The 24,754-nt window shown below is 34.7% G+C and carries 24 protein-coding genes; 10 read left to right on the top strand and 14 right to left on the bottom strand.

All coding sequences use genetic code 11. The features are described from left to right. Positions 1-98 precede the first annotated feature (98 nt). The gene (locus ABJN95_RS10130) at positions 99-455 is read left to right on the top strand and encodes a pyruvate kinase (RefSeq protein ID WP_348370279.1); all 357 of its coding nucleotides are present in this window, start codon (positions 99-101) and stop codon (positions 453-455) included. Here ABJN95_RS10130 and ABJN95_RS10135 read toward each other — a convergent pair. After that, a complete protein-coding gene (locus tag ABJN95_RS10135) occupies positions 447-1,316 on the bottom strand; it encodes an aminotransferase class IV (RefSeq protein WP_348370280.1) in 870 nt (289 codons plus the stop codon). The two genes, ABJN95_RS10130 and ABJN95_RS10135, sit on opposite strands and share 9 nt — an antisense overlap. A 618-nt stretch (positions 1,317-1,934) precedes the next feature. Between ABJN95_RS10135 and ABJN95_RS10140 the strand changes: the two genes are divergently transcribed. From ABJN95_RS10140 to ABJN95_RS10155, 4 genes are all read left to right on the top strand, one after another. Next, on the top strand, positions 1,935-2,759 hold the full coding sequence (locus ABJN95_RS10140; protein WP_348370281.1) for a hypothetical protein: 825 nt from the start codon (positions 1,935-1,937) through the stop codon (positions 2,757-2,759). Between the two features lie 232 nt (positions 2,760-2,991). Then, entirely contained in the window at positions 2,992-4,221 is a 1,230-nt protein-coding gene (locus tag ABJN95_RS10145) for an ABC-three component system protein (protein ID WP_348370282.1), read from the top strand. Then, positions 4,218-4,727 (top strand): three component ABC system middle component, encoded by a 510-nt coding sequence (locus ABJN95_RS10150; RefSeq protein ID WP_348370283.1) that lies wholly within the window; start codon positions 4,218-4,220, stop codon positions 4,725-4,727. Before ABJN95_RS10145 ends, ABJN95_RS10150 begins: the two co-directional genes overlap by 4 nt. A gap of 5 nt (positions 4,728-4,732) precedes the next feature. Then, positions 4,733-6,760, top strand: coding sequence for a DUF3732 domain-containing protein (locus ABJN95_RS10155; RefSeq protein WP_348370284.1), 2,028 nt, complete (start codon positions 4,733-4,735; stop codon positions 6,758-6,760). 48 nt (positions 6,761-6,808) lie between these two features. Here the strand turns inward: ABJN95_RS10155 and ABJN95_RS10160 are convergent, their stop codons facing one another. Together ABJN95_RS10160 and ABJN95_RS10165 are read right to left on the bottom strand one after the other, a co-directional pair. Beyond that, positions 6,809-8,431, bottom strand: coding sequence for a hypothetical protein (locus tag ABJN95_RS10160; protein ID WP_348370285.1), 1,623 nt, complete (start codon positions 8,429-8,431; stop codon positions 6,809-6,811). A gap of 574 nt (positions 8,432-9,005) precedes the next feature. Continuing rightward, positions 9,006-9,200, bottom strand: a complete 195-nt coding sequence (locus ABJN95_RS10165) for a hypothetical protein (protein WP_348370286.1) — start codon at positions 9,198-9,200, stop codon at positions 9,006-9,008. Positions 9,201-9,311: 111 nt separating this feature from the next. Between ABJN95_RS10165 and ABJN95_RS10170 the strand changes: the two genes are divergently transcribed. Next, positions 9,312-9,554 carry a helix-turn-helix transcriptional regulator gene (locus tag ABJN95_RS10170; RefSeq protein WP_348370287.1) on the top strand — a complete coding sequence of 81 codons (243 nt, stop codon included), beginning with the start codon at positions 9,312-9,314 and terminating at the stop codon, positions 9,552-9,554. Between the two features lie 85 nt (positions 9,555-9,639). Here the strand turns inward: ABJN95_RS10170 and ABJN95_RS10175 are convergent, their stop codons facing one another. The 6 genes from ABJN95_RS10175 to mnmE form a co-directional block, all read right to left on the bottom strand. Continuing rightward, positions 9,640-11,265, bottom strand: coding sequence for a hypothetical protein (locus ABJN95_RS10175; RefSeq protein ID WP_348370288.1), 1,626 nt, complete (start codon positions 11,263-11,265; stop codon positions 9,640-9,642). Beyond that, positions 11,255-11,611 carry a helix-turn-helix domain-containing protein gene (locus tag ABJN95_RS10180; RefSeq protein ID WP_348370289.1) on the bottom strand — a complete coding sequence of 119 codons (357 nt, stop codon included), beginning with the start codon at positions 11,609-11,611 and terminating at the stop codon, positions 11,255-11,257. The genes ABJN95_RS10175 and ABJN95_RS10180 overlap by 11 nt, the downstream gene beginning before the upstream one ends. Before the next feature lie 105 nt (positions 11,612-11,716). Then, complete coding sequence (locus tag ABJN95_RS10185) at positions 11,717-12,457, bottom strand: hypothetical protein (RefSeq protein WP_348370290.1); 741 nt, start codon at positions 12,455-12,457, stop codon at positions 11,717-11,719. 152 nt (positions 12,458-12,609) lie between these two features. Beyond that, positions 12,610-13,767 carry a site-specific integrase gene (locus ABJN95_RS10190; protein WP_348370291.1) on the bottom strand — a complete coding sequence of 386 codons (1,158 nt, stop codon included), beginning with the start codon at positions 13,765-13,767 and terminating at the stop codon, positions 12,610-12,612. A gap of 18 nt (positions 13,768-13,785) precedes the next feature. After that, entirely contained in the window at positions 13,786-14,139 is a 354-nt protein-coding gene (locus tag ABJN95_RS10195) for a helix-turn-helix domain-containing protein (RefSeq protein ID WP_348370293.1), read from the bottom strand. A gap of 234 nt (positions 14,140-14,373) precedes the next feature. Beyond that, on the bottom strand, positions 14,374-15,777 hold the full coding sequence (mnmE, locus tag ABJN95_RS10200; protein ID WP_348370294.1) for a tRNA uridine-5-carboxymethylaminomethyl(34) synthesis GTPase MnmE: 1,404 nt from the start codon (positions 15,775-15,777) through the stop codon (positions 14,374-14,376). Between the two features lie 68 nt (positions 15,778-15,845). On the opposite strand from mnmE, the gene ABJN95_RS10205 reads away from it, so the two are divergent. After that, on the top strand, positions 15,846-16,292 hold the full coding sequence (locus ABJN95_RS10205) for a hypothetical protein (protein WP_348370295.1): 447 nt from the start codon (positions 15,846-15,848) through the stop codon (positions 16,290-16,292). A gap of 67 nt (positions 16,293-16,359) precedes the next feature. Further along, positions 16,360-16,722 carry a DUF4870 domain-containing protein gene (locus ABJN95_RS10210; protein WP_348370296.1) on the top strand — a complete coding sequence of 121 codons (363 nt, stop codon included), beginning with the start codon at positions 16,360-16,362 and terminating at the stop codon, positions 16,720-16,722. A 69-nt stretch (positions 16,723-16,791) separates the two neighbouring features. Here ABJN95_RS10210 and dnaN read toward each other — a convergent pair whose 3' ends face one another. From dnaN to ABJN95_RS10225, 3 genes are all read right to left on the bottom strand, one after another. Next, positions 16,792-17,910, bottom strand: a complete 1,119-nt coding sequence (gene dnaN, locus ABJN95_RS10215) for a DNA polymerase III subunit beta (RefSeq protein ID WP_348370298.1) — start codon at positions 17,908-17,910, stop codon at positions 16,792-16,794. A 322-nt stretch (positions 17,911-18,232) separates the two neighbouring features. After that, positions 18,233-18,529, bottom strand: a complete 297-nt coding sequence (locus tag ABJN95_RS10220; protein WP_348370299.1) for an antibiotic biosynthesis monooxygenase family protein — start codon at positions 18,527-18,529, stop codon at positions 18,233-18,235. Then, on the bottom strand, positions 18,530-19,360 hold the full coding sequence (locus ABJN95_RS10225) for an SAM-dependent chlorinase/fluorinase (protein ID WP_348370300.1): 831 nt from the start codon (positions 19,358-19,360) through the stop codon (positions 18,530-18,532). Between the two features lie 125 nt (positions 19,361-19,485). On the opposite strand from ABJN95_RS10225, the gene ABJN95_RS10230 reads away from it, so the two are divergent. Next, a complete protein-coding gene (locus tag ABJN95_RS10230) occupies positions 19,486-20,439 on the top strand; it encodes a PhoH family protein (RefSeq protein WP_348370301.1) in 954 nt (317 codons plus the stop codon). An 83-nt stretch (positions 20,440-20,522) separates the two neighbouring features. Next, positions 20,523-21,470, top strand: a complete 948-nt coding sequence (locus ABJN95_RS10235) for a phosphoribosylaminoimidazolesuccinocarboxamide synthase (RefSeq protein ID WP_348370302.1) — start codon at positions 20,523-20,525, stop codon at positions 21,468-21,470. A gap of 24 nt (positions 21,471-21,494) precedes the next feature. Here ABJN95_RS10235 and ABJN95_RS10240 read toward each other — a convergent pair whose 3' ends face one another. Further along, positions 21,495-23,069, bottom strand: a complete 1,575-nt coding sequence (locus ABJN95_RS10240) for an arylsulfatase (RefSeq protein ID WP_348370303.1) — start codon at positions 23,067-23,069, stop codon at positions 21,495-21,497. Positions 23,070-23,086: 17 nt separating this feature from the next. After that, positions 23,087-24,718 carry a M1 family metallopeptidase gene (locus ABJN95_RS10245; RefSeq protein ID WP_348370304.1) on the bottom strand — a complete coding sequence of 544 codons (1,632 nt, stop codon included), beginning with the start codon at positions 24,716-24,718 and terminating at the stop codon, positions 23,087-23,089. Positions 24,719-24,754: the final 36 nt, after the last annotated feature.

Here is a 24,754-nt window from a genome sequence, read left to right on the forward strand (position 1 = left end):
CATGGTATTCAACTTTGCCTTTGATTTTGTTAATAACTACTAAAAAGCATCTTTTTTTTAACCTAAGTCTCCTATTATTTTTGCAGGCTTTAAGAAGCATGAGAACACTTGAAGTTGGTGACAAAATGTACAATGTAAAGCAAGATGGCTTTAGCGATTTTGTACGTTACACTTTTTCGGAAGTGGTCAAGCTAACAAAGACTTTGGCGATTTTGAAAAACGGTGTGCGCCTATACAACCAGCCCAGACCATCATATATTATTGAAGATGTGGGCTATTGTGTCTCTAGAAAAAAGGGCGTGCATTGGCATTTGGTTTCCCTTAAAGCAATTCGAAAGGCTCAGGTAGAGCAAGAGAAAATAGTGGCGCACGACTGGTTTGAAGCCAAAGAATTTACCTTAGGTGAGAAACAGTTTATATACCAGGAATTCAAAAAACTAGACGCGTCAGATTAGTTTTTCGCATTCATAAGAATTCTTAAGCTGTAAAAACAATTTTTGTAATTTTTGAGTTACCAGGCCAGGAGCGCTACCTTGATAAAAATAGTGATCGTCAATTTTCTGAATTGAGGCTATTTGCGTTGACGTTCCGGTTAAGAAAGCTTCGTCCATTTTGACGATATCTTCTCGCCATACTGCTTTTTCTTTTACAGCAATATCATTTTTATGACATAGCTCAATAACAATTTCGCGAGTGATTCCATTTAAAATATGCTCGTTTGCCGGATGTGTGTACACCGTGCTATCTTTCACAAAAAAAATATTGGAGTGGGAAGCTTCAGTAACCTTTCCATCTCTATAAAAGACAGTTTCATAATGCCCCGCTTTGATCGCAACATCGTTGGCCATTACATTTCCCAAAAGGGAGGTCATTTTAATGTCGCAGCGGTGCCAACGAAAATCTCTGGTAGTAACCACTGAGATGGGTTTGTCATTTAACTCGGGCAACACAAAAGGCATTGCATATAGCATGAGTGTAGGTACTGTGCTATTTGGAAACGAATGTTTTCTGGGCGCAACTCCCCGCGTTACCTGAATGTATAACAAACAATCTTGTAGCTCTAAGTTAGAGGCCTTTAGTAGGAGGTCAATTGTATTTGGTAGACACGAAACATCAAATTCAATATTGATTTTTTCAAGACATTTTGCAAGTCTTTGTAGATGTTCTGCACCGTAGAAAAAACTTCCCTTGATTCGCAGCATAACCTCATAGATGCCATCACCAAATAAGAAACCTCGGTCAAATACTGATATTTTCGCTTCCTGAGCATCTAATATCTCACCGTTCAAATATACTTTTTCTGGATAGTTGGCCATAGATGTATTACTTTCCGATACAGAAAATAACTTATATTGATTATCAGTAAGTTATAAGCTAGAGGTACAAATAAGGTACAAATAGCGTCGAAATGCTCTTATTCTTGCCGTAAATGTAATTAAATAGATTGATGACTTTTAGGGAATATTTCAAGTATTTATAACCAATCATTTCGGCACAAAGTAAAAGCTAAAAAAAAATTGAGATTAAATTCTAATTTATACCCCGCCCCCTAAAATAGATTCGATTTTCTTTCTACATAGTTGGCCTCTATGTACAATAGTACCTTTTTCAAGAAACAAAAGACAGCAATTAAAAACTCAAAACAATTGTAAATACTTGGTTTTAATAAGTATATCAGATGATGCGAAGAAATTTTAATACGAAATCATGTAAAATAATTCTATTCTTCATATGACAAGTTCCTTACTGAATTCTAGCAGATTTTTAATTGGTAATTTATTAGAGAAATCTTCATTTCATAAAAGGTTTGTTTTGTGGGAAACTAATCTATCTGCTTTTTTCTTGATATTACCATTTTAGATATTATCTTTTGAAGAAGGGGTGCATTAAAAAATATTTTGAGTAGAAGCCATGTCAATTCCTAAATATGATTTATGAAACAGTTTACCGACCAAAAAGATATTCGTGTTTTTGATCAAAAAATCAACGAACTATGCCGAACGGAAATAGTTAGATTCACCTGCCAGTTTTTTGTAAAAGGAAAGATAGGGTTGGAGCCCTTTGGTTCGGGTGTTTTCGTTAAGTCAAAAGAAAAGCATTTCATATTGACAGCTTCACATGTTGCTGATTATATGGAAAATGATACAGATGACCTTTATATTAAAGTTGGTCATGATAAATACATTAATGTGATTGGACAACTTTGGCTTTCGGATATTGACAAGAGCAAGAATATTGATGTTGCTATTATACGCATGGAGGAAGAAATGCTTCCTGATTTGCTAAAGGTTTATTTTTTTCTTCCAATTTCAAAGTTCAGAAAACACGATAAATTGATTTATGCTTATCATTATGCGGTCGTTGGATTTCCATCTGTAAATCAAAAGATTGAGAACGGTAGATTAAAGACTGGAGCAGAAATATATTTAACAGGACCAAGCAAGGATAAAGTTTATAAGTTTTATGGTTATGACCCGAAACACTTTTATGTCCTAAAAATGGAAGGTAAAGGCAAAGACTTAGAATCAGGAGAAAAATCAAAAGTCAATATCAAGTTTGGTGGATTAAGTGGTTGCGGGCTTTGGCTCATGTTGCCTTATAAAAATGGGGCTAAACATATTGTTGAATATCGATTAATAGGTATAATGACGGAAAATAGAAAGGGAAAATACTTTTGCCTTATCGGTAATAAAATACAAATCGTAGTTGACGCATTAATTAGACTGGAGAATCTTAAAATAAGAAAAGTAGTTAAGTGAAAAATTCCTAGGGTTTTCCTTAATTATTTCAATGTTAAAATATTTTATTTTTGAGTAGTTTTTGGTCTAGAACGAACTTGTGAATAGACTACTTTAAATCGTGAGAAAGTTTTTACTATTTTTTTTTAAAACCCTTAATTAATTAGTAGATTTAAACCTTATCCCTTTGTCTTATTTTATTGGATTAACAAACCTTCTAATTTTGGTGTGCAATAATAATTTGAAGCCATATATGAAAGACAGTGCAAAAGGACCCAGTTCGGGTTATATATTTCAATTTGAAATTGCCCTTTTGGAATTATCCAAATTAAAAAAATTAGAATCTATAAGTATAGAAAAAATAGACGATATCGCAAAGGAAGATGAAAATGGAACTTACACACTAACCGCCCAGGCAAAACATAGTATTTCACTTTCAGGGAAAACATTTGGTAATACCTCGGAAGACCTATGGAAAACTATTAACATTTGGGTTGATAAAATCAGACTAAATATTCTAACAGAGAAAAACAAATTCAAAGCAATTACTAATGTTGGTATTCCAAACAACTCAATCATTAGAAAATTTACTTCAAATTCATTTGCAGAAAATATTGGTCAAATTAAAAGGCTTCGCCATAAACAGCAACTTAAGGTTGATGAAAAAATAGAAAGGGGTGAAGCTGCACCAAGTATTTCTAAGACTATATCCCTAATTGACTATGCATTAGAACACTCTGATGAGCTTGAAATTATTTTTGAAAATTTTAGTTATGAAGAACACTATGAAATAAAAGATGATTTTTTTAACGCCATCCTAATCGGCAATGTAGAAGATGACACATTGAAAGAATCCTTTTACCAAAGTTTTTATGGGTGGATTATTCAAAAGTCTAAAGAAATGTGGCTTCATCAAAAAGAAGCTGTTTTTACCAGAAAAGATTTTGAAGACAAGTACAATCACATTAGGGACAATCATACAATTGTCAATGCTTCCTCTATGTTCAGAAATAGGAAGACATTAGAGGCAATTCAAAGCATTGACACTGGGGTGAATAGGAGCGAACTCTTTATCCGACAGTTGTCAGATATTGAGCGAGATCAAGAAGATAAAGAAGATATAATAAGAGAAGCTATTATTGATTTTATCCTATGTGATATTGAGATTGCTTATTTTATTAAGCATAATAAAAGTTTTACTAAAGTTGATTTTGAAGATTTTGAAGATTTGTGCATTAAAAAATGGAAAGAAGTAAAAAGAAAGCATATATCCCAAAATATAGCAAATTATTCATTGGAGCAACTCAATGATTTTTCCATAAAAATTTGTGATGAAGTTCTAACAGAAGTTAAGCTAAGTTTTCATAACTCCTTTGGCTTTGATGACTCGAATAAATATATCCAAAACGGGACTTTTTTAAACTTAACAAATATTCCAAAAATTGGTTGGCATCCTGATTGGAAAAAGAAATATTCTAAATGAGAAGAAATTACAATCTATTTGATGTTTTACAAAACAATGCAATTGGCATCATAGCTATACATAGCTTCATACTGGGTTATAAAAAGGTCGTGCTAAATAAGCATAGTGGAAAAGAATCTGCACCCTCTTTCAGTTCCCTTTTTTATGTCCTACCCATAGTCTACGGAGAATCCTCTTTAAAGAGTTTTAAATCATCATTTGAATTGTACACCGCCCTATCTAAGGACAGGTCTATTACCTTAGGACTACAAGAAAGAGCCCAAAAAATGTCTGCACAAACTTTAGACAGCATAAACCTTGGGTTTAGTAAAAACATATTCATATTTAATGAAGAAAATCAGACAATAGATTTAAGCGAAAAATTTAACTCCATTAGTATTTTAAATACAATGAAAATAAGCACACCTTTTTTAAAGGAGGTTAGAACAGCATCCTTTAGGCTTGGAAATATTTTCGCAAAGAAAGATGATAAAATGCTTCAAATAACCATGAATATTAGATTTTAAAAGACATGAACCTATCAATTAAGAATATCATACTTTATCCTAATAACAGAGAATTAAATCCAAGGAGAATTCCTTTTTCTGACAAAAAAATAAATGTAATTACTGGATATAGTAAAAGAGGCAAATCTTCTATTATTGAAATTATCGATTATTGCTTGGGAAATAGTGAGCCCAATATTCCAATAGGTAAAATTAGAAACTTAGTAAAAGTATATGCCTTGCATCTAAATATTAACGGGCAAGAGGTTTTTATAGGAAGAAATAGTCCGGGCGAAACTGGGAAAAGTTCTGATGTGATGTATTACATTGAAATTTCTGAAAAAGGAGAATATTCAGAATTAAACTCTAATCAATGGCTTGAAAATAGTGATAAATTCAAAATAAATCGAGACGATTTTATAGCCACTATGAATGAAAAGGGCGGATTTCAAAATTTTCAAGAAAAACTAAAAGGCCCAGATCAAGTCATAACAGTGGGTTTTAGAAGTACTTGTTCTTTTTTATTTCAACCTCAAAATATTGTTGCTAATGGAAATACTATTTTTTATAAAACTGATTCTTTCTTTTACATTGATAGATTAAAAACTTTTTTCCCTTTGGCTCTAGGCTACAAATCGTACGAATTAATACTCTTAGCTGAAGAAATAGATGGTTTAGAAAAAGATGAAAGAAAGCTCATTTCCAAAATCGAGGATTTAGAAATTAGATATGAAAATTGGAAAGAAGATTTATATGAATACTACAGTGAGGCTATAAATTTAGGACTTAGTAATAAGGATATAAATATACTAAGCGCTAAAGTTGATTTGATTAAAAATGAACTGATAGGAATCATTCAAAATTCAAAAAAGAACAAGTTATATGTAGAAGGTTCTGGATTAATGTTCTCTAAAAAATTGAATGAATTAGAAAATGAAAGAACAATTCTTTTCAGAAAATTGAATGAATCAAAAATTGAATTAAATAAAATATACAAATTCGAAGATGTTAAAGATGAGTATATCGAAACAGTATCATCCGAGATTGAAAACAGACTAGTTCCTATTGATTGGTTATTAAATAAAAAAGGAACGGATATTTGCCCTTTTTGTGACTCGAAGTCAGATAAGGCATTACAAAATCTACTTAGTCTAAAGGAAGCAAGAGATAGTAACCGAAAATTAATTGGACAAAAAGATGCCAAAAATTTATCTTTTGAAAAGGAAAAAATCGAATTAAAAAATGAGATTAGAGAACAAGAGTCTATAATCGTAGAATTTGATAATAATATTAAATTACTAGTCAAAGAGAAATTAAGTAATCAGAACAGTTATCAAAAAACTTATGAATTCATAGGGAAAATTACAAGTTTTATAAAAAATCTGCCAGATATTGATAATAAATATGTTGTGGAATTAACCAAAATACAAGTAGAACTAGTAGGAAAAAGAAGAAGAATAAGCAGACTAAAAAAGAAATTTGACAAATCTTTTATTCTTTCCAAAGTAACTAAGTCTATAAAGACTTATGTTGATTTACTTCCTATAGAAAATAAGAAACATTGCAATGTTTTATTGGACCCTGATAGGCATCTAGGTATTAAAATTGAAGACACTTTAAATAAAACTACTACTTTTTTAAATAAAATAGGTAGTGGTTCAAATTACATGTGTTACCACTTGGCAACTATGTTAGGGTTGCATGAATACTTTAATAAACTGAAAGAAACTACTAAGGTTAATTATGTTCCTTCTCTATTGGTTCTTGATCAACCAAGTCAGGTATATTACCCTGAAAGAAAAAAGAATAAAAAAAATTTAACTAAAAAAGAATCCGAAGATATTACCAATACAAAAAAAATATTTGAAGTGTGCTCAAAATTTCTAGATAGAACTAATAGTACGGTTCAAATAATAATTTTGGAACATGCATCCAGCGAAATGTGGGACAATACAGATAATGTAAATTTAGTTGAAGAATGGAGAGGAGAAGAAAATAATGGAAACTATTCTATTGATTTTAATGCATTAATACAAAAGGATTGGCTAGTTTAATGAAAATCAAGCATATTATACTAGTTCAATAATAGAAAGCGTAATGATTTACTCTTTTTTGGAATAAAATTTTTCAATGATTCTTATTTCATTCATAAAACCTCGCTCTTTTAAAAGAGCTATAAGAGTGTCCCTTTCATACCCCGTATTCATAACAACTGATTTATATGTGCCTTTATCTAATTGTTTCAAAAACTCTTTCCCATCACTCCAAAAGTTAGCCGAGGTTATAAAAACACCTTTCGCTATTTTACCCTGCCCAATTTCATTCTTGAATTCTTTAACAGCAAAAGGTAAGGTCCTTCGAAAAAACCAATTTAAAGATGCTTTCGTCTTATCATCACCCAAAGGAATTGTGGCCTTGGAATGATAACCTTTTAACTCAACTACTATTATTTCAGGAGGGTTACTTGAATTAATAATATAATCATATTCGTAGGCTTCCTTATCTCCATTATTATTGAGTCTTGAGATAATTCTACCTCTTTGTATTGTTGCAACAGGATACATATTCGACAATAGAGGATACATTAAAAATTCGAATAACGTTCCTCTCAATTCTTTTAACGCATCTTCTTGTCCTGCACTATTTATGGAATTTAATAACTTCTCTATAGTAACATCTACCTTATCAGAGCTTTTAAAAATATTTGATAATTCCTGAGTCTTTTTCAGAATGTCATAGATTCTCTTACCAAAAATATCACTGACCTCAAATGAAAGTAACCCTAATCTTCTAATTTTATTTTTAATTAAATCCGAAGCAGACCTATATATAACTATTGGCATTATTTTTCTATCACTGTAAAGAACTGATTTTCGGTTTATTTGAATTCTGTTGTAAAAGGCATCTAAGTGAGTTTGAGAATACTCCATCGCCAAAACTACATCTAAGACTACTAAAGTTTGCTTTTCTATATTATCGGCCTTAGAACCTAAAATAGGATTAATGCCTGTTGTCTTTGTATATGCAAAAGCATCCCAGACCAAATTATTATGTTTTGCACCAATTGCGGGGCTTTTTCTATTTCGATAAATAACATTTGAATTGATTATTAGATTTGTTTTACCCAGCCACCTTAATATATCTGGCAAAACACTACAATCCATTACCATTTTAGAATAATGAGTTGACATCAAGGAATTTTTAGAAACCTTCGAAAGGTTTTGACTTTCCTTATATAGAATGTATACAACGTTATTTAAATCTTTAGTCGTATAAACCATTTCTAACTTGTAAAGTAGGTTTAAGATATCATCCAGTGAAGAGACCTTAGTCGAACTCTCTTCCAAAGGGGAAGCAGTGATTTTCAATGCTTCATAGTATGATATTATGCCTCCATTTAGGTCCATCATTTCTAATAACCTAAAAATTGGCGGTCTATTTTTTTTCGAAATGGATTTAATACTTGATTTATCAAGATCAAATCCATTAAAAATATAGATATATTGTTTTTTGCCGAAGGTATATGGGGCAGAGGATTTTATTGCTTTTCTAGAAACCGCTCTTTTTACTATTTGTCTTGCATTGTCAATGGATACATTAAAATTCTCAACCAACTTTTGGTTTAAGTTTATTCCTGTTTCAAATAGATTCTTCTCCAAATAATCGCTTAAAAAAAAATTATATTTTTCTTGAGCCGTTTGTTTATGCTTTCCAAATTTTGTCACACTGCCCTTATAAATTATATTTTTTAACTATTATCAGGCCCTATTTTTTTTAAATCTGATGATATTTATTTTTAACTATCTGATTATTAAATAATTGAAATTAAAAATTAATAATATTCAATAGATTGCCGATAACAATGTGTCACAATTTACAAATATTTTGTCATGTATTTTATGGTTTTATAAGAAGACGCCCTATTTAAAGTACGTTTCTCTCAACTTAAAAGCTACAGTTTGTTAGAAAAACCATAAACACTTTTTGCTAAACCTTTTAGGCAATTAAAGGAATCACTTTTAAGACCTTGCAAAGAGTTTATTAAGTGGCGATTCTTAACTCTCCTTTATATCGCTAAAGTTATTTTTTATTCCATATGGTGTAGGTATATGCAGTTTCACCAGATAAATCGAAACAGTCCTTATCCGTTCCAAAATTTTTCATAGTATCTACTCCTTCAAACTCAATAATTAGAGGTCGAGTTATACCATCTTTACCAAAGTAAATTTCGTAAATGTTGTTTTCAAGATTCTTCCAAGTACCACTCCAATCCTTTTTAATTCCATCTTCAAAACTTTGTCAAGTACCATCTGCGTGGTAAACATCAATTTGTTCATTTTGTGATAAACGTTCATATATAACCTCATCCGTCTTGCAGTCATAATCATTTTCTGAAATTAATATCCATTCTCCTATAATAAGGTCAGTAACTTCCAATTTATCTATTTCGGAGTCATTGCTACAGGAAAATGATAATAATGTCAATGTAAACAAACACAATACTGCATTTTTAGTTTTCATAATGCTAGATTTTGATATTAATTGATTTATATAAAGACACAACGATGTGTCCTAATATTTTATTGCGTTTACTGACATTGCAATGTGTTTAAAGAATATAGTAATCAGGACAAAAAAATAATTCGTCAAGTAGGTTTACGAATAAAATATTTGAGGAATCAAAAAGGTTTGTCGCAGGACAGATTAGCTATTGAAGCTGAAATTCCAAAAAATCAAATAGGTAGAATCGAACGTAGTGAAATCAATACAAGCCTTGTAACCTTAAATCGGATTGCGAAGGCTTTGAATGTAAAGATTCAGGATTTATTTGAAGCAGTAAATAATTGATTTTCAGTACTTAGCGGAAACCGCTACATAAGGGTATTGTAATAGTATTTATTAGATTAGTTTAATAAAAAGTATAAAACTTTATTTACATGAATATTTTAGCTTCTTCCACATGGTACAACGTTTTACAAGAAGGACAGCTTAGATAATATTCGAAACGATATTTCTGTCCCTCCTTAATCTTACTTTTCGGGTACTTTTTAATCACAGGAGTATTGCATTTGCGACAAGCCTGACCTGCTTTAGTCATTTTACGCTTTTTCTTACCTTTTTCTACATCATTTAAATCGTGCCAGTTTTCTACAACTATTTGTGGTCTTAAACCTGTTATTTCAAATAGATAATCTTCCATGTTTGTATGCAATAATTCAGCATTCGGCTTTGTAGTCACGAGTGAATCATGAATACTTAAAAGGAATACATTCGGGTTTTCGGCGGCGAACTTTTTCGCTGTATAATCTAACAAGCAATATGATTCCACATGACTTAGTAGTTTATAAAACTCAATACCACTTTCCTTAATCAAGTTGATTATTTTGGAAACCGATGGAAAAGCATTAGTAAAAGCATTTATTTCCTTTGAATTAAAAGAAGGCTTACAATTAAAAATTTGAAGCATAACATCTTTCATACAGTCCCTTTCTGAATCATATGATTTTTTTACCCACTTTTCTGGCCAATTATTTTTCTTATAAATCATTCGATAAGGCTTTCCTATTCCGTCGTATTCCATTGGAATAATTTCAGCAAGTGCCACATACAAATCCTCATTTACAACAGTCGACGCAAATTTCCTTGAGTCCATTAATTCAATAACATCGAACAATTCATGAATCAATTTTTCTCCTAAAATATCCACTGCACCAATTCTATTAAGTAGGCTCATATCTCGTTTACAGATACCCTTTAAAATAGAACAAAAAAAGAAGGGCTGTGAGGTTTTTAAATCCAATCCCACAATACTTTCCCCGTTGTATCTTATATGCTTTCTAAGGATCTTATTTGACCTTGTAAGAGTTGAGTGCAATCTTTCATCTGTATCCCATTTAATGGAGTAAGACCATGCTTTATTAGCCCATTCAGATATTAGCTGAAAACCATGAGTATATTTTTTTTGGTCATCGATATTTCGGAGTGAGCCTATGTCTTTGTAGGCTTCGATGGCATCCATTGATAATCTTTCGTTAAACCATTTAACTAAATGTGGCCTTTCTATATGACATAAATTCATTTTCTCTGCTTGTTCGCAAGACCAACCGTTAGCTTCAAATTTTCTTAAAAGTATCTTGTCGGTAATAGTAAATAGCACCAATTCATCTAAGTAGTATTGAATGGGTACTTGAAATGCATTACTCTCATTCTTATTGGTTGAATAATTTTGTACATTTTCAATGAACCCAGCTTTACTAAGGAAGTCCATATACTCTTTGTAATTGTGAATATCCTTTTTCAAACGTTGAGAGTATATTTTAGCATATCTTGTATCATTATCATTATTCCTATACAATGTTGGTATTCGATTTATTTCGCCTATGATATAAACGGCCAAATCCAATCTCAACCTATCTTGATTTGAAATACTTTTTTTTAAGTTTGCAAGCAATGCTTTTTGAATGATTACTCTCTTAGTTTTTAGTCTTCTAAAGAAAAAATTATTTGTCTTGTTTTCTTGCCGATGTGCTTTGGTGTTGGTCAATCGTCTAGTTTCCATTTCTCCCTCCTTTCTTAGTATTTGAGAAATAGGCTTCGGCTTCAGCGTCGATTTCAGCGTTTGACTTCTTACGACCTCCTTTTAAGTAGGCCATCAATTCAGTACTTGAAAAGTATAGGTTTTTGCCTCTTTTCATAACAGGCAATTCACCTTTACTTACCTTACTATAAATAGTGGGTATGGCAAGATTTAGAAATTTGGCTGCCTCTTGAACACTTAAGAAATGTTCTTGTGTCTCGGTAGTTTTTTGCTCGTTTTTTGCGAGCAACCACCTTCTTAATTGGCTAACCTCTTTAGTTAGCATTGTTACCGCTTCGGGTAATTCTTCAAATGTTATTTTTTCCATCGTTACAAATATTTTTAATTAGTATTATTGTAAGGATAGGATATTATAAGTAATTGACCAAGAGTGTTTTAAGGTTAGTATTGTATTAGTGAAATTAGTAAAGTTTTAGTAAATTGTCTTGCTGAAATTAGTACTTATCGTATCTGTATTGTACCCCATAAAGTAGTTGCCTAAAAGACCTGCATAAGCTTTTTGCTTGCCATATGGCTTCCCAGATACGTCTTTATAATAAAGATAAAATACACTCATTACATCGTTTTTGGTTGGTGCATTTTTAATTTGAAACAAAGTTTCTGGTGTTTGATTTAATTCAAATGCAGCTTTTAAGTAGTTATGAAGTTCAAGAGGGGTAAGCATCTTGCTTTTTACCAATCCATTATGGAAATGTTCATAAACATCTTCTCTATTTGTTGTGTCAAAGTTGTTTGTAAATTCAAATGTGACTTCGCTATCTTGTTTAGACGGATTTACTTTTTGGCTATCAAAATCAACATTTTCAATTAGCTCAATTACCCTTCTAAAGTATTGCTTATAGTAGTTAATGGCTTTATTTGAAGGTAATGCATAAAATCTTAAATGCCTTTTCGTGTTAGGGTCGAAACGATAATAAAACTTAATGGTATCATTGTTTGAAAGTATTTTCACCGAAGTGAACTCGCTCAAAATAAACTCATTTAAATCACTAAGAACGTGACCGAAAATATGTAAAATGAAATCCTTTTTGACTGAAAATGGATGGAACTTTTTATAAATTTTCAGTAATTTCGAAAGTGTCAATCTTAGGTCGTCCAATTCCAATATGTAGATGAAAGTCAAGTCTTCGGTTGTATTTCTAAACCTGTGCATTGACTTTTCTTTTTTACATAATTTATGCCAATTACGTATTGTATTAACCTCTTCTAAATTTTTATTTTCATACAATTCTTCTTGAATTATAGGATATGAAGTATACAGTTTTTATTCTGGAATTAGACTCATGATTGTTTAGAATTGAATCTTTAAATATCTAGTTTAATTTTATCCGCTGCCTCTCGTTTAGCCGCATCCATTACTTTGGCATAAACTTGAGTAGTTTTTAGATTTTTATGCCCTAAAAGTTTAGAAACTGTGTAAATATCAGTTCCTTTTGAAAGTTGTAAGGTGGCATAAGTATGGCGGAAACAGTGGAATGTAATATTCTTTGTTATTCCCGCAGCCCCAATCCATTGGGACAAATGTTTGTTGTTGTATGCGGAATATTTGAGTCCTTCGAATACTAGCGAACCTCGTGGCATATCTTTCGGGTTATCGGGACCTTCTGTAAAGCTGTATGCCTGTTTCGAAATTGGTAAAACCTCGATACCTTTCGTTTTCTTTTGGCTATAATTGAGCAAATACCCATCCTCTTTTATGTATGCCAATTCACCCCACAACATTTTTTCAATATCCGAAAATCGTAATCCTGTAAGTGCCGAAAACAGGGCTGCACGTTTCATCAAATTATTATTGCAAGATGTCTTAACAAGCTCGTTTAATTCTTCAAGGGTCAAATATTCACGCCTTGTTTCGGCTTCCTTAATAGGTTTGATTCTAGCGTTCAAGTCTGTTTGCAAAATCCCATCCTGATGAGCTTCTTTTAATGCTGCTTTTACCTTACCAAAGTATGAAAGAGCCGAATTTTGGGATAAAGTAGTTTTGCTGCTCTTTTTGCTTTTAGTTGTTAGCAAATACTCTTTGAAATCTTCTAACAATCTTTCGTTGAGGTCAGCAAATTTTAGTTTACCATCAGAAAAAGATTCAAGATATTTAAGAACTGAAATCCAACTATTACGGTTTGAGCCCTTTCTTTTGTTTGCTAATTTTTTGAAGTATTCAACAAAACATTTTTCACCAAGTTCCTTTATTTGTAATTGCTCTTTTTCATACTGGTTATAAATTTCAGGTTTGTTTAAAAAGTTTTCCTGTTTCTGTCTAATACTTTCCCCAATCTTTATTGTTTCTATATTATGCTGCTTGTCGAATGGTGTCTTTGGCCGTTGATAAATGTAAAGTTTTAAGAACTCCCTTCGTGTTGGTTTGCCAGTTTCAGGATGGGGGATAGGTGGCCAAAAGTCTAGGTACAGGCTATTTCGTCCTCTCGAAATACTCTTTTGCCGAAGTGCGACTTTAATGCCCATAATAACTTCCCTTTAGATTTACTCCAATAGTTTATTCAATTCAGAACGCCTAACTCTTGTCATTCTTTCCGCCAGATTTGTTGCTTTAATGGTTCCATCATTAATAAGTCTGTAGGTGGTACGAATGGAGCAGCCCAGTAATATAGAAACGTCCCGAACGCTTAAAAATTCTTTTGCCTTTAATTCTTCAATAGGTTTAGAAATAATTAGTTTGGTTTCATGGTTGGACGATTCAATCTTTTCAGCCTTTTTGCGAGCTTTATAAGCTCTTTTGGCGCATGTATCTCCGCAATATTTAGTTACAGTAGTTTTTGCTATAAAACCTTCTCCACAGTGCATGCAAATGCGTTGTATCCTAATATTTGAACTCATTAATTGTCTTTAAATAGTATTAAATATAAATAAGTGTAATTAAGTGCCATAATTTCACCAAGAAGCTCATAAAATTTGTACCTCAATACATCAAGGTACAATAAAGGTACAAATTTGTACCTAATAACACACTGTAACGCTAAACAGATATTAATGTGAAAATTGAAAAAATGCTTTAAAATAAGCTATAATTGCTATTTTATGATTGTTTTTTATTGGTTTACTTTGCAGTAGTTACTTTCCGATGCAGAAATTTGCAAAAATGTTCCCTAACAAATCGTCGGAAGTAATTTCACCAGTTATCTCACCAAAATGATTTAAGGCTTCGCGAATATCCAAGGAGAGCAAATCACCAGAAACCCCGTCATTCATAGCAAAATTTACTTTCTCAATAGCTTCCAAAGCTTTGATGAGCGCATCATAATGTCTTGAATTGGTTACTATAGTTTCATCGTTTCGCAGCGCCCCGGTATTTACGAATTGCAAGAGCCTAGACTTCAATTCGTCAACTCCCTCACCGGTTTTAGCAGATAGCATTTGCACCGCAATGCCGTCAATCTTACCCAGCGAACTAGTTAGGCTGTTTTTTGCTTCGGCTTCAATCATATCAATTTTGTTCACTAAGACGATGATTGGCTTTTGAGGATGTTTGTTTTTTAATTTTTCGATCTCAATTTGAAACATAGAACCTGATGCACTGATCATTTTTGCATCAATCAAGTACATGATTAGTTGTGCTTGTTCTATCTTCTCGAAGGTTTTTCGAATACCTATTCCTTCTACGATATCTTCGGTTTCTCGAATGCCTGCCGTATCTATAAAACGAAAACCTATTCCTCCGATAGCAATTTCATCTTCGATAGTATCACGTGTAGTTCCCGCTATTTCTGAAACAATCGCTCTCTCCTCATTTAAGAGTGCGTTGAGTAAGGTTGATTTCCCCACATTTGGTTCGCCTACAATGGCTACTGGAATTCCATTTTTAATGACATTCCCAACTGCAAAAGAATCGATTAATCGTCTCAAAACATTTTGAATTCGAAGCAACAAATCTTTAAATTGGTTACGATCGGCGAATTCCACATCTTCTTCGGCAAAATCAAGTTCCAATTCAATCAGAGAAGCAAAATTCAAAAGTTCATCGCGTAAGGCTTTAATTTCATTGCTAAAACCACCCCTCATTTGTTGTATCGCTACTTGATGACTCGCTTCATTATCGGAAGCTATCAAATCGGCAACCGCTTCAGCTTGGCTTAGGTCAAGTTTCCCGTTTAGAAAGGCACGAAGCGTAAATTCTCCTGCGTCTGCCATACGACAGCCGTTTCGTAGAAATAACTGAATGATTTGACCTTGTATATAAGGGGAGCCATGACAAGATATTTCAACAACGTCTTCTCCGGTATAGGAATGCGGATTTTTGAAAATCGATACCAAAACCTGATCATAGGTTTTGTCACCTTCAACAATATGGCCTAGTAAGATGGTATGACTTTTCTGTTTGGTGAGACTTTTTCCGTGAACAGATTTAAAATACGTATTGACAAATGCTATGGCATCACTACCAGAAATGCGTATTACCGCGATGGCCCCTGCCCCAGAGGGGGTCGCTAAGGCAATAATAGTGTCTTTTAAAAGCATAGGCAAAAATAGCTAAAATCACCTTGATTATTTTATATCTTAGAGGTACACTAATTATACTCCATTTTATGAAAAATTCCCTCTTAATTATTGCGGTTATTTTAAGCGCTCACTATTTTGGTAATGCCCAAGAAACGCAACAGGTCAAAGACTCGATTGCGATTACTCAACAAAAGGTCAAGGAAGATAAGTTAAATCTTAAAGAAGACAAAGACCAACTAAAGCAAATCGAAAAGGCCGAAAAGGAACGCAGGAAGGCTGCAAAAGCTCAAAAGAAAATTGACAAAGAACTAAAGAAAAAAGAAAAATTGGCAAAGGCCATAGCTTCCAAAAAAAAGGGGGTTAAAAAAAGTGAAACCAAGATTCGCAAACTCCAAAGTAAATTGGCCAAGGGTAAAAGCAAAGGCAAGATTTCTCCAGTAAAGGAAATGGAAATCAACCAAAAAATTAACAAGTTAGAACTCGCTATAGCCAAGGATAAAGAGAAGTTAACAAAATTAGAACAGCGACAATAGTCTGAAATAAATGTAACAAATTCCCTTAAAATCTGTCATATAGGTAAGAACCCCTAAAATAGATATTATGGAAATCATCAATCAAAAATCATCACTAAGGACTGATAACCAATTATTAGCCCTTACCCACACCGCACAATTATTAACGTATATCACAGGTTTTGGCGGACTTATCGTGCCACTCGTTATTTGGCTAAGTTCTAAAGACACTGTTCATGGCATGGATGAGCACGGCAAATCGATAATTAATTTTCAATTGACTATGATTCTTTTATTCGTTATCAGCATTCCGGCAATATTGTTGCTTGGGCTTGGCCTATTAGGTTTCATATATGTTGGAGTGATCGGCTTTATACTGCCTATAGTAAATGCGGTAAGAGCTGCGAACGGAGAGTCGCCTAGTTACTTCTCTACAATTAGATTCATCTAAAATGCAATAGACTTAAAATAAAAAACCCTGAAGTGTGTTCTTCAGGGTTTTTCTATAGTAATTTTTGTTCTAGCTATTCAACATCACTGGCATAACTAACATCGTAACATTTTCTCCTTCGTCCAATCCATCTGAAGGGGTCAAAATTCCTGCTCTATTGGGCAAGCTCATTTCTAGCGATACTTCATCTGAAGAAAGATTGTTCAACATTTCGGTTAAAAAACGTGAGTTAAAACCTATTTGCATGTCATCACCTTGGTACGCACAGGTCAAACGCTCTTCCGCTTTGTTACTGTAATCGATATCTTCTGCCGAAATATTTAGCTCGGCACCTGCAATTTTTAAGCGAATTTGGTGGGTCGTTTTGTTTGAGAAAATAGAAACCCTACGCACGGAGCTCAAGAACTGATTTCTTGAAATCGTTAACTTGTTTGGGTTTTCCTTTGGAATTACAGCTTCGTAATTCGGGTATTTTCCGTCTATCAAACGACAAATCAACTCCGTTTCATCAAAACTGAACTTGGCGTTACTGTCATTGTATTCGATAACCACATCAGATTCACTGCCAGCCAAAATTCCTTTCAAGAGATTCAATGGCTTTTTAGGCATAATGAATTCTGCGACCTGCGAAGCCGAAACATCTTCACGTTGATATTTTACCAATTTATGGGCATCAGTGGCGACGAAGGTCAAATTCTCAGGAGAAAATTGAAAAAAGACACCACTCATTACGGGCCGCAAATCGTCATTGCCAGCAGCAAAAATGGTTTTGTGTATGGCCGTTGCAAGAATATCACCCAAAATAGTTGTTGCACTCGGGTTCGCAAGTTCAACGGCTTTGGGGAATTCTGCACCATCAGCATAGGCCAAGGCATATTTTCCGTGATTGGAACTGATCTCGACCGTATTATTGTCTTCAACAACAAAAGTCAAGGGTTGTTCTGGGAAAGTTTTCAAAGTTTCTAACAACAGACGTGCTGGTACGGCAATTACGCCTTCATTATCTGAATCAACATTCAAAACAGAACTCATCGTGGTCTCTAGGTCGGAGGCTGAAACGGTTAATTTATTTTGTTTTAAATCGAACAAGAAATTATCCAAAATTGGTAAGGTATTACTGTTGTTGATAACACCACCCAAAACCTGTAGTTGTTTCAAAAGATAGGTGCTGGATACAATGAATTTCATCTGCTCTATATTTTAGTTGCGTTTGTACTTTTTACTTAAAAAGTGAAGCCTTAAGTATCACTTCTGCTAGGCAAACAAAGATATCTGAATTCGTCTTTTTAGCGAAACAAACTTATTAACACTTTTGGGCTCCATTTCGGCGTTTAAAAATAAGAAATCTTTAGTTGAATATGTTGGCTAACGAATTGATATGTTTGCCCTTTTGTCAATACCATGCACCACGCTCGAATGCAATTTTTTTTGGTTTTCAGTTACAATGTTTATAAGTACAATTAGTGCATGGCACCCTTCACAGAAGTTTCTAGCATTGCATGTAAGTCTTTCAGGCTAAACTGACAATCTTATTTAGGCTCCATGCTTCGGGTTTATCGGCAAACAAAATCTTAGTTTTCGCCCAAACAGACTTAAAGAAATTCGAGTTTCTATAGGCTTCTAAATCGCTTTCGTTTTCCCAAAAACTATACGTAAAAAATACAGTGGCATCATGCTTGTCTTGATACAGTTCGAGAAAGTTACAACCTTTAAAAGACCGTATCGCTTGTTTACTTTCCTCGAAAATGGTCATAAAGCGAGGAAGGTTTTCTGGTTCAAACTTCATTTTAACAATACGTACCAACATTTACAGGAAGTTTATGGTTATGGTATCTCGATAATCAAGCCCCAAGAGCGAAGAAGCGGCACCCACGGTATTCAAATCACTTTTATAAATGGCCAATTCAATATATTCTGAGGAGTTAAAGAGCGCGAGCAAATCGCCCGCACCTTTTCGTTTTCCTTTTTCAAGATTAAAATTAATAATGTCACTATACGTATTGTGAATTTGCTTGATTTTGGTTGTGCGTGCATTTAGTTCGAAATCTCTTCCTTTTCTATAAGCTTCAAAGAACTTTTTGCGAATGTTGGTGACCACGTTGCCATAGTTGTCGATATAAATAACGCTACCTATAATTTTATTGCCATTATCGGTTACACTTGGAAGAAACCCAATCAAATCTTTAAGTTGATCGAAAGGTTTCCCAACTACCTCCAAAGTTCCACCCCTTGCGATATGGCAAGCTACCTGAATAAATACATCCATGACAGGAAATGATCCGTGTAACGGATTGGGAATATTTATCTCCACAACCTTCTCCGGATTGATCTCGGATGTCAATAAACCAATTACCCCATTGTTCGATGTTATAAAATAATGGCCATCAAGCAATACGGCAATATGCTGATTTTCTTGTGTGGGTTCTGAATCTACCCCAATAATATGAATGGTACCTTCAGGGAAGCTTTTGTATGAATTTTCTAGAATGTAGGCGCATTCCTGAATGTTAAACGGACTAATACCATGTGAAATATCAACAATTTTCGCGTTGGGCAATTCTTGGTATATACTTCCCTTAAGAGCGCCCACAAAGTGATCTTTTAGTCCGAAATCAGTAGTGAGGGTGATAATTGCCATGCAGCAATGTTGATATGTTTTTGGTTAAGAAAAGGTATAATTTGTTTACTTTTATCCTGTAAAATTAATCAAAAAAATAGCCGGGCGAAATTATATTTATCGGCATAACCCAAACACCTCGCTTTTTGAACGAACTAATACTAGAACTTACCGATATCAGCCCCAGAGAGTTTTTTGGGCAGGGCAATGAGAACATCAATTTAATCAAGAAATATTTTCCAAAACTCAAGATTGTAGCACGTGGGAGCAAAATTAAAGCCTATGGTGATGAGGAGCTGCTTGAGGAGTTCGACAAACGCTTTGATATGTTGGCCAATCACTATATTAAGTACAATAAGATTGATGAAAATGCCATAGAACGCGTACTCACAGCTAAGAGTGTAGAAGAAACCAAATCTTCGGAAAAAGCAGGTGAAACATTGGTCCACGGAGTTGCAGGAAGATTGATAAAAGCTCAGACCGTCAATCAACGAAAACTGGTTGATGCGGCTAAGAAAAACGATATGGTATTCGCCATTGGCCCAGCGGGAACTGGAAAAACCTATACTGGGGTTGCTCTTGCTGTTAAAGCACTGAAAGAGAAGCAGGTAAAGCGTATAATTTTAACAAGACCTGCGGTTGAAGCCGGCGAAAATCTTGGGTTTCTCCCGGGAGACTTGAAGGAAAAGTTAGATCCGTATATGCAACCACTTTACGATGCATTGCGTGATATGATCTCCCCAGAAAAATTAACACATTACATCGAAAACGGCACTATTCAAATTGCCCCCATGGCATTCATGCGAGGGCGTACTTTAGACAATGCTTTTGTTATTTTAGATGAAGCACAAAACACTACCCATGCGCAGATGAAAATGTTCTTAACTCGTATGGGAAAAAACGCAAAATTCTTAATTACTGGCGATCCGGGTCAGATTGATTTGCCCAGAAGAGTCATATCGGGTTTAAAAGAAGCCATTTTGGTACTTCAAAATGTAGAAGGAATTTCGGTAGTGTATCTTGATGATAAAGATGTTATTCGCCATAAACTCGTCAAGAAAGTTATTTCTGCTTACAAAAGTATAGAACATCAGAACTAGGTTGACAATGGCGGTTGGCTGGGTTAGTGAGCAATAGTGCAATTCGTGTTTGAAAATAAGTGTAGCGACATTCAATAGTTAATATGAGTAATACCATTACCGATACCAATTTCAGTTTCCCAAATCAGAAAAGTGTCTACAAAGGAAAGGTAAGAGAAGTCTATTCTCTCGAAAATGATGTTTTAGTTATGATTGCCACCGATAGGCTTTCCGCTTTTGATGTGGTAATGCCCAAGGGTATTCCGTATAAAGGTCAGATTTTAAACCAGATTGCCACTAAAATGATGGCTGCTACAGCCGATATTGTCCCAAATTGGTTAACAGCCACCCCAGATCCAAATGTTGCAATAGGACATGCTTGTGAACCATTTATGGTCGAGATGGTGATTCGTGGCTATATGTCGGGTCATGCGGCGCGTGAATACAAAGCCGGCCGAAGAATGTTGTGTGGCGTTACCATGCCTGAGGGAATGCAGGAAAATGATAAATTTCCAGAACCTATCATTACCCCTGCAACGAAAGCAGAACAAGGAAACCACGATGAAGATATTTCTAAAGAGGATATTTTAAAGCGAGCTATTGTTTCTGAAGCCGACTATGAAGTACTTGAGAAGTATACCAAAGCTTTGTTCCAAAGAGGAACAGCAATCGCTGCAGAGCAGGGATTAATACTGGTAGATACCAAATACGAATTTGGAAAAACCCAGGATGGCAAGATTGTTCTTATCGATGAGATCCATACCCCCGATTCCTCTCGTTATTTTTACGCCGATGGCTATCAAGAGCGTCAAGATAGGGGAGAAGCTCAAAAACAGCTTTCGAAAGAATTTGTACGGCAGTGGCTAATTTCCAATAATTTTCAGGGCCTAGAAGGCCAAACAGTTCCTCATATGTCTGATGCCTATATTGATACGGTTTCTGAAAGATATATTGAATTGTACGAGAATATTACTGGAGAGACTTTTGTCAAGGCAGATATATCGAATATTCAAGAACGGATTGAAGCCAATGTCTTGGCGTATTTGGGATAATTTCGTCACCTATAAGGGCAAGCTCTAGCGCGAAGTGGCATATTCAGTTTTGTTCAAGATAGGCGCTATTTTTTGGTATTTCAATTGCATATCTTCTAATTTTTTGGGAAAAAGCAAAGCGAGATTGTTTAACTCCGTTGGGTCTTCTTTAATATTATACAATTCCCATTCGCCATTGTTTAATCTTACGATTTTGTAATCTTCGCTTCGAAACATTCTGAATTTTTCTAGGCCCGAAATGAAATAATCTGGTTCATGACGTTGCTCCCCTTTAAAAATGGGCAATAACGAACTGCCATGCAATGGTAACGTTTTATAACCGTTTATCGAATCTGGATAGCTCGTCTCTAAAATATCCAAAAATGTGGGTGCCAAATCAACTACATGACCAGCTTGATCTGTAAAGGAGCCTGGTTTAATTGTATTCGGCCAATAGGCGATAAAAGGTGTATGGCTTCCACCTTCATGACCACATTGCTTATACTGTCTATATGGAGTGTTCGCCAAATTTGCCCAAGAAGTTCGAAGACTCCAATATGAATTGGCCGGTCCTGGCGCAATGTCCTTTATCTTATTGGTGTAAAAAGGACATGATCCGTTGTCGACTAAAAAAAGTACTATGGTGTTTTCTAATTGCCCCTTTGCTTTTAGGGTACTTAGAACCCTTCCAATGTTTTGATCCATTCGATCTATAATAGCAGCATAGACGGCCATTTCTAGATCTAGCGAATCTTTTTGTGCATCTGAGAATTCGGCCCAAGGTGAATAGTTGGTATAGGCTGGTATTAGTGGCGCACGCAGTTTATTCAAATTATCTTCTGGTGGGCTTAGCTTCGCATTTTTAGGGAGCACATTTAACGCTTTCATTTTTGCATATCGTTGCCGTCGCAAGGTATCCCAACCTTGTAAATATTTTCCTCTGTATTTCAGAATATCTTCTGGTCTTGCTTGTAACGGATAATGAGCAGCATGATAGGGAAGATATAAAAAGAATGGGGCTTCTTTTTGCAGGGCTTCATCTAACCAATTTAAAGCATAATCCGTTATAAAATCTGTTTTATACATGGGAGAAATCTCGTGCTTGATCTCTGTTGCGTCTATTTGTTTCCCATTGAGATAAAAGGGCCTTTCATACACCCCAGATGGTGGAAGAAAGTATTCGGTAGTAGCCCAAAAATAGAAGGACTGGTCAAAAACGTTTTCTGCTCGACAGTATTCAGGTACCCACTTGTCAAAGTGCTCTTTTCCACTCATTAAATTTGTATAACCAGCTTGTTTGGTAAGATGAGCCAAGTGCACCGCACCGTTTCCTCCGTTATAGCGTCCGGTAAGCATCGAAGATCTCGTAGGATTGCATTTTGCCATATTGTAGAAAGTAGTAAATCGCAAACCTTCCTCTGCCAGAAAATCAATGTTGGGTGTCTTGATCTCACCTCCATAACTACCTAAGTCAGAAATACCGATATCATCTGCCATTATCAAAACGATATTGGGTCTAGTGGAGATCTGCTTGTCTTTGTCGGATTTCTTTTTAGAACAAGAGGTATGTAGTAAAAGAAGAATGGATAAATAACAGAATGAGTACTTAGTGATGTTCATCTCAAAGTTGTAGTGATTCAACTAGCACGTTTCTGTTTCACATAAAAATTTCTGTCTATTTTCAAGGTATTCAGATTTCCATCCAATTTTTCTGTTTTCCATACGGAGGAAGGATGAATATCATAGGCTTTCTCATTTACAAATATACGCAGTGGCATAGCAAACCCATCAACTACATTGGTGTAGCGATAGCTCAATTTTCCATCTGCTTCGATCTTGTATTCCAAAACCGGAATATCAGCAGTACGCAGATACTGGTCAAAAGTTTTGGATAAATCTAAGCCAGATTTCTCAGAGAGGTAATCTTCAATTTGCTCGCTAGTAACGGTTTGATGATAAAAATCGGTATTGAGTCCGCGCAACACCTGGCGCCACTTTTCATCATCATTTACCAATTGCCGAATGGTATGCAAAAGGTTAGAACCTTTGTAATACATATCGTTGCTCCCTCTTTGATTTACGTTATATGCACCAATAATGGGCTTGTCATTCAGAATGTTCGCCCGCAATCCGATCACATAATCCTCTGCTGCTTTTTTTCCAAAATGGTAGTCGAGGTATAAGTTCTCTGAGTATGAAGTAAAGCCTTCGTGCACCCACATGTCGGCAATATCTTTGTAGGTGATATTGTTGGCAAACCATTCATGGCCGGCCTCATGTATGATTATAAAATCAAATTTTAATCCCCAACCTGTATTTGACAAATCACGGCCCAAGTACCCTTGTTTCCATTGATTTCCGTAGGTGATCGAGCTTTGATGTTCCATGCCCAAATAAGGCACTTGAACTAGTTTGAAACTGTCTTCATAAAAGGGGTAGGGGCCAAACCAATGTTCAAATGCTTCCATCATTTTAGAGGCCTGTTTAAACTGCACCTTCGCCTTTTCCAAATCATCGCGTAGCACCCAATAATCCATATCAAGGCTACCTTTTTCACCTTCGTACTTTTCACCGAAGTGCACATAATCTCCAATGTTAACATTAACACCGTAATTATTGATAGGGTTAGAAACAAACCATTCATACAATTTATAATCACTGTTGTCATATGCGTATTCCTCTCGAAGTCGGCCATTAGCAACGGCGACCAAATCTTTTGGTACATCAATGGCGATGCGCATGCTGTCTACTTCATCGTACATATGGTCTTTGTTGGGCCACCATACGCTCGCCCCCAAGCCTTGACATGAGGTTGCTACGAAGTGCTTATTATTGTCGTCCTTGCTCCAGGAAAAACCCCCATCCCATGGTGCTCTAACCGCTTCTTTCGGATTTCCCGAGTATTGTACATAGAGTTCATTATAGGTTCCAGGAACTTGTTTCTTCCTTAAATTGATAAAGTAGGCAGATCCAATTCTACTATAATCTAACTGCTCATCATTTTGAGAAATACCTGTAATTTTCAGCGGTTCTTGCAAATCAATTTGCATTACTTGATGCGCTTCCAATACCTTATACCTGATGATATTATACCCAGAAATAAACTTTTTATCGGGTTGAACTTTTACGTTCAGATCATAATAATTCAAATCCCACCAAGCCCTTTCAGGGGTTATGCTGCCCCTTAAGGTATCTTGTTGTGTAAATTGGGCCTGGGCCGCTATGGTGAAGCTAAGGGCCACCAATACCCCAACCGATTTTTTAATCATTATTTATGCTTTTAGTGATCTAATGTGCTTGCTCTG

The sequence above is a fragment of the Maribacter sp. genome, assembly GCF_039974175.1.
Taxonomy (GTDB): Bacteria; Bacteroidota; Bacteroidia; order Flavobacteriales; family Flavobacteriaceae; genus Maribacter_C.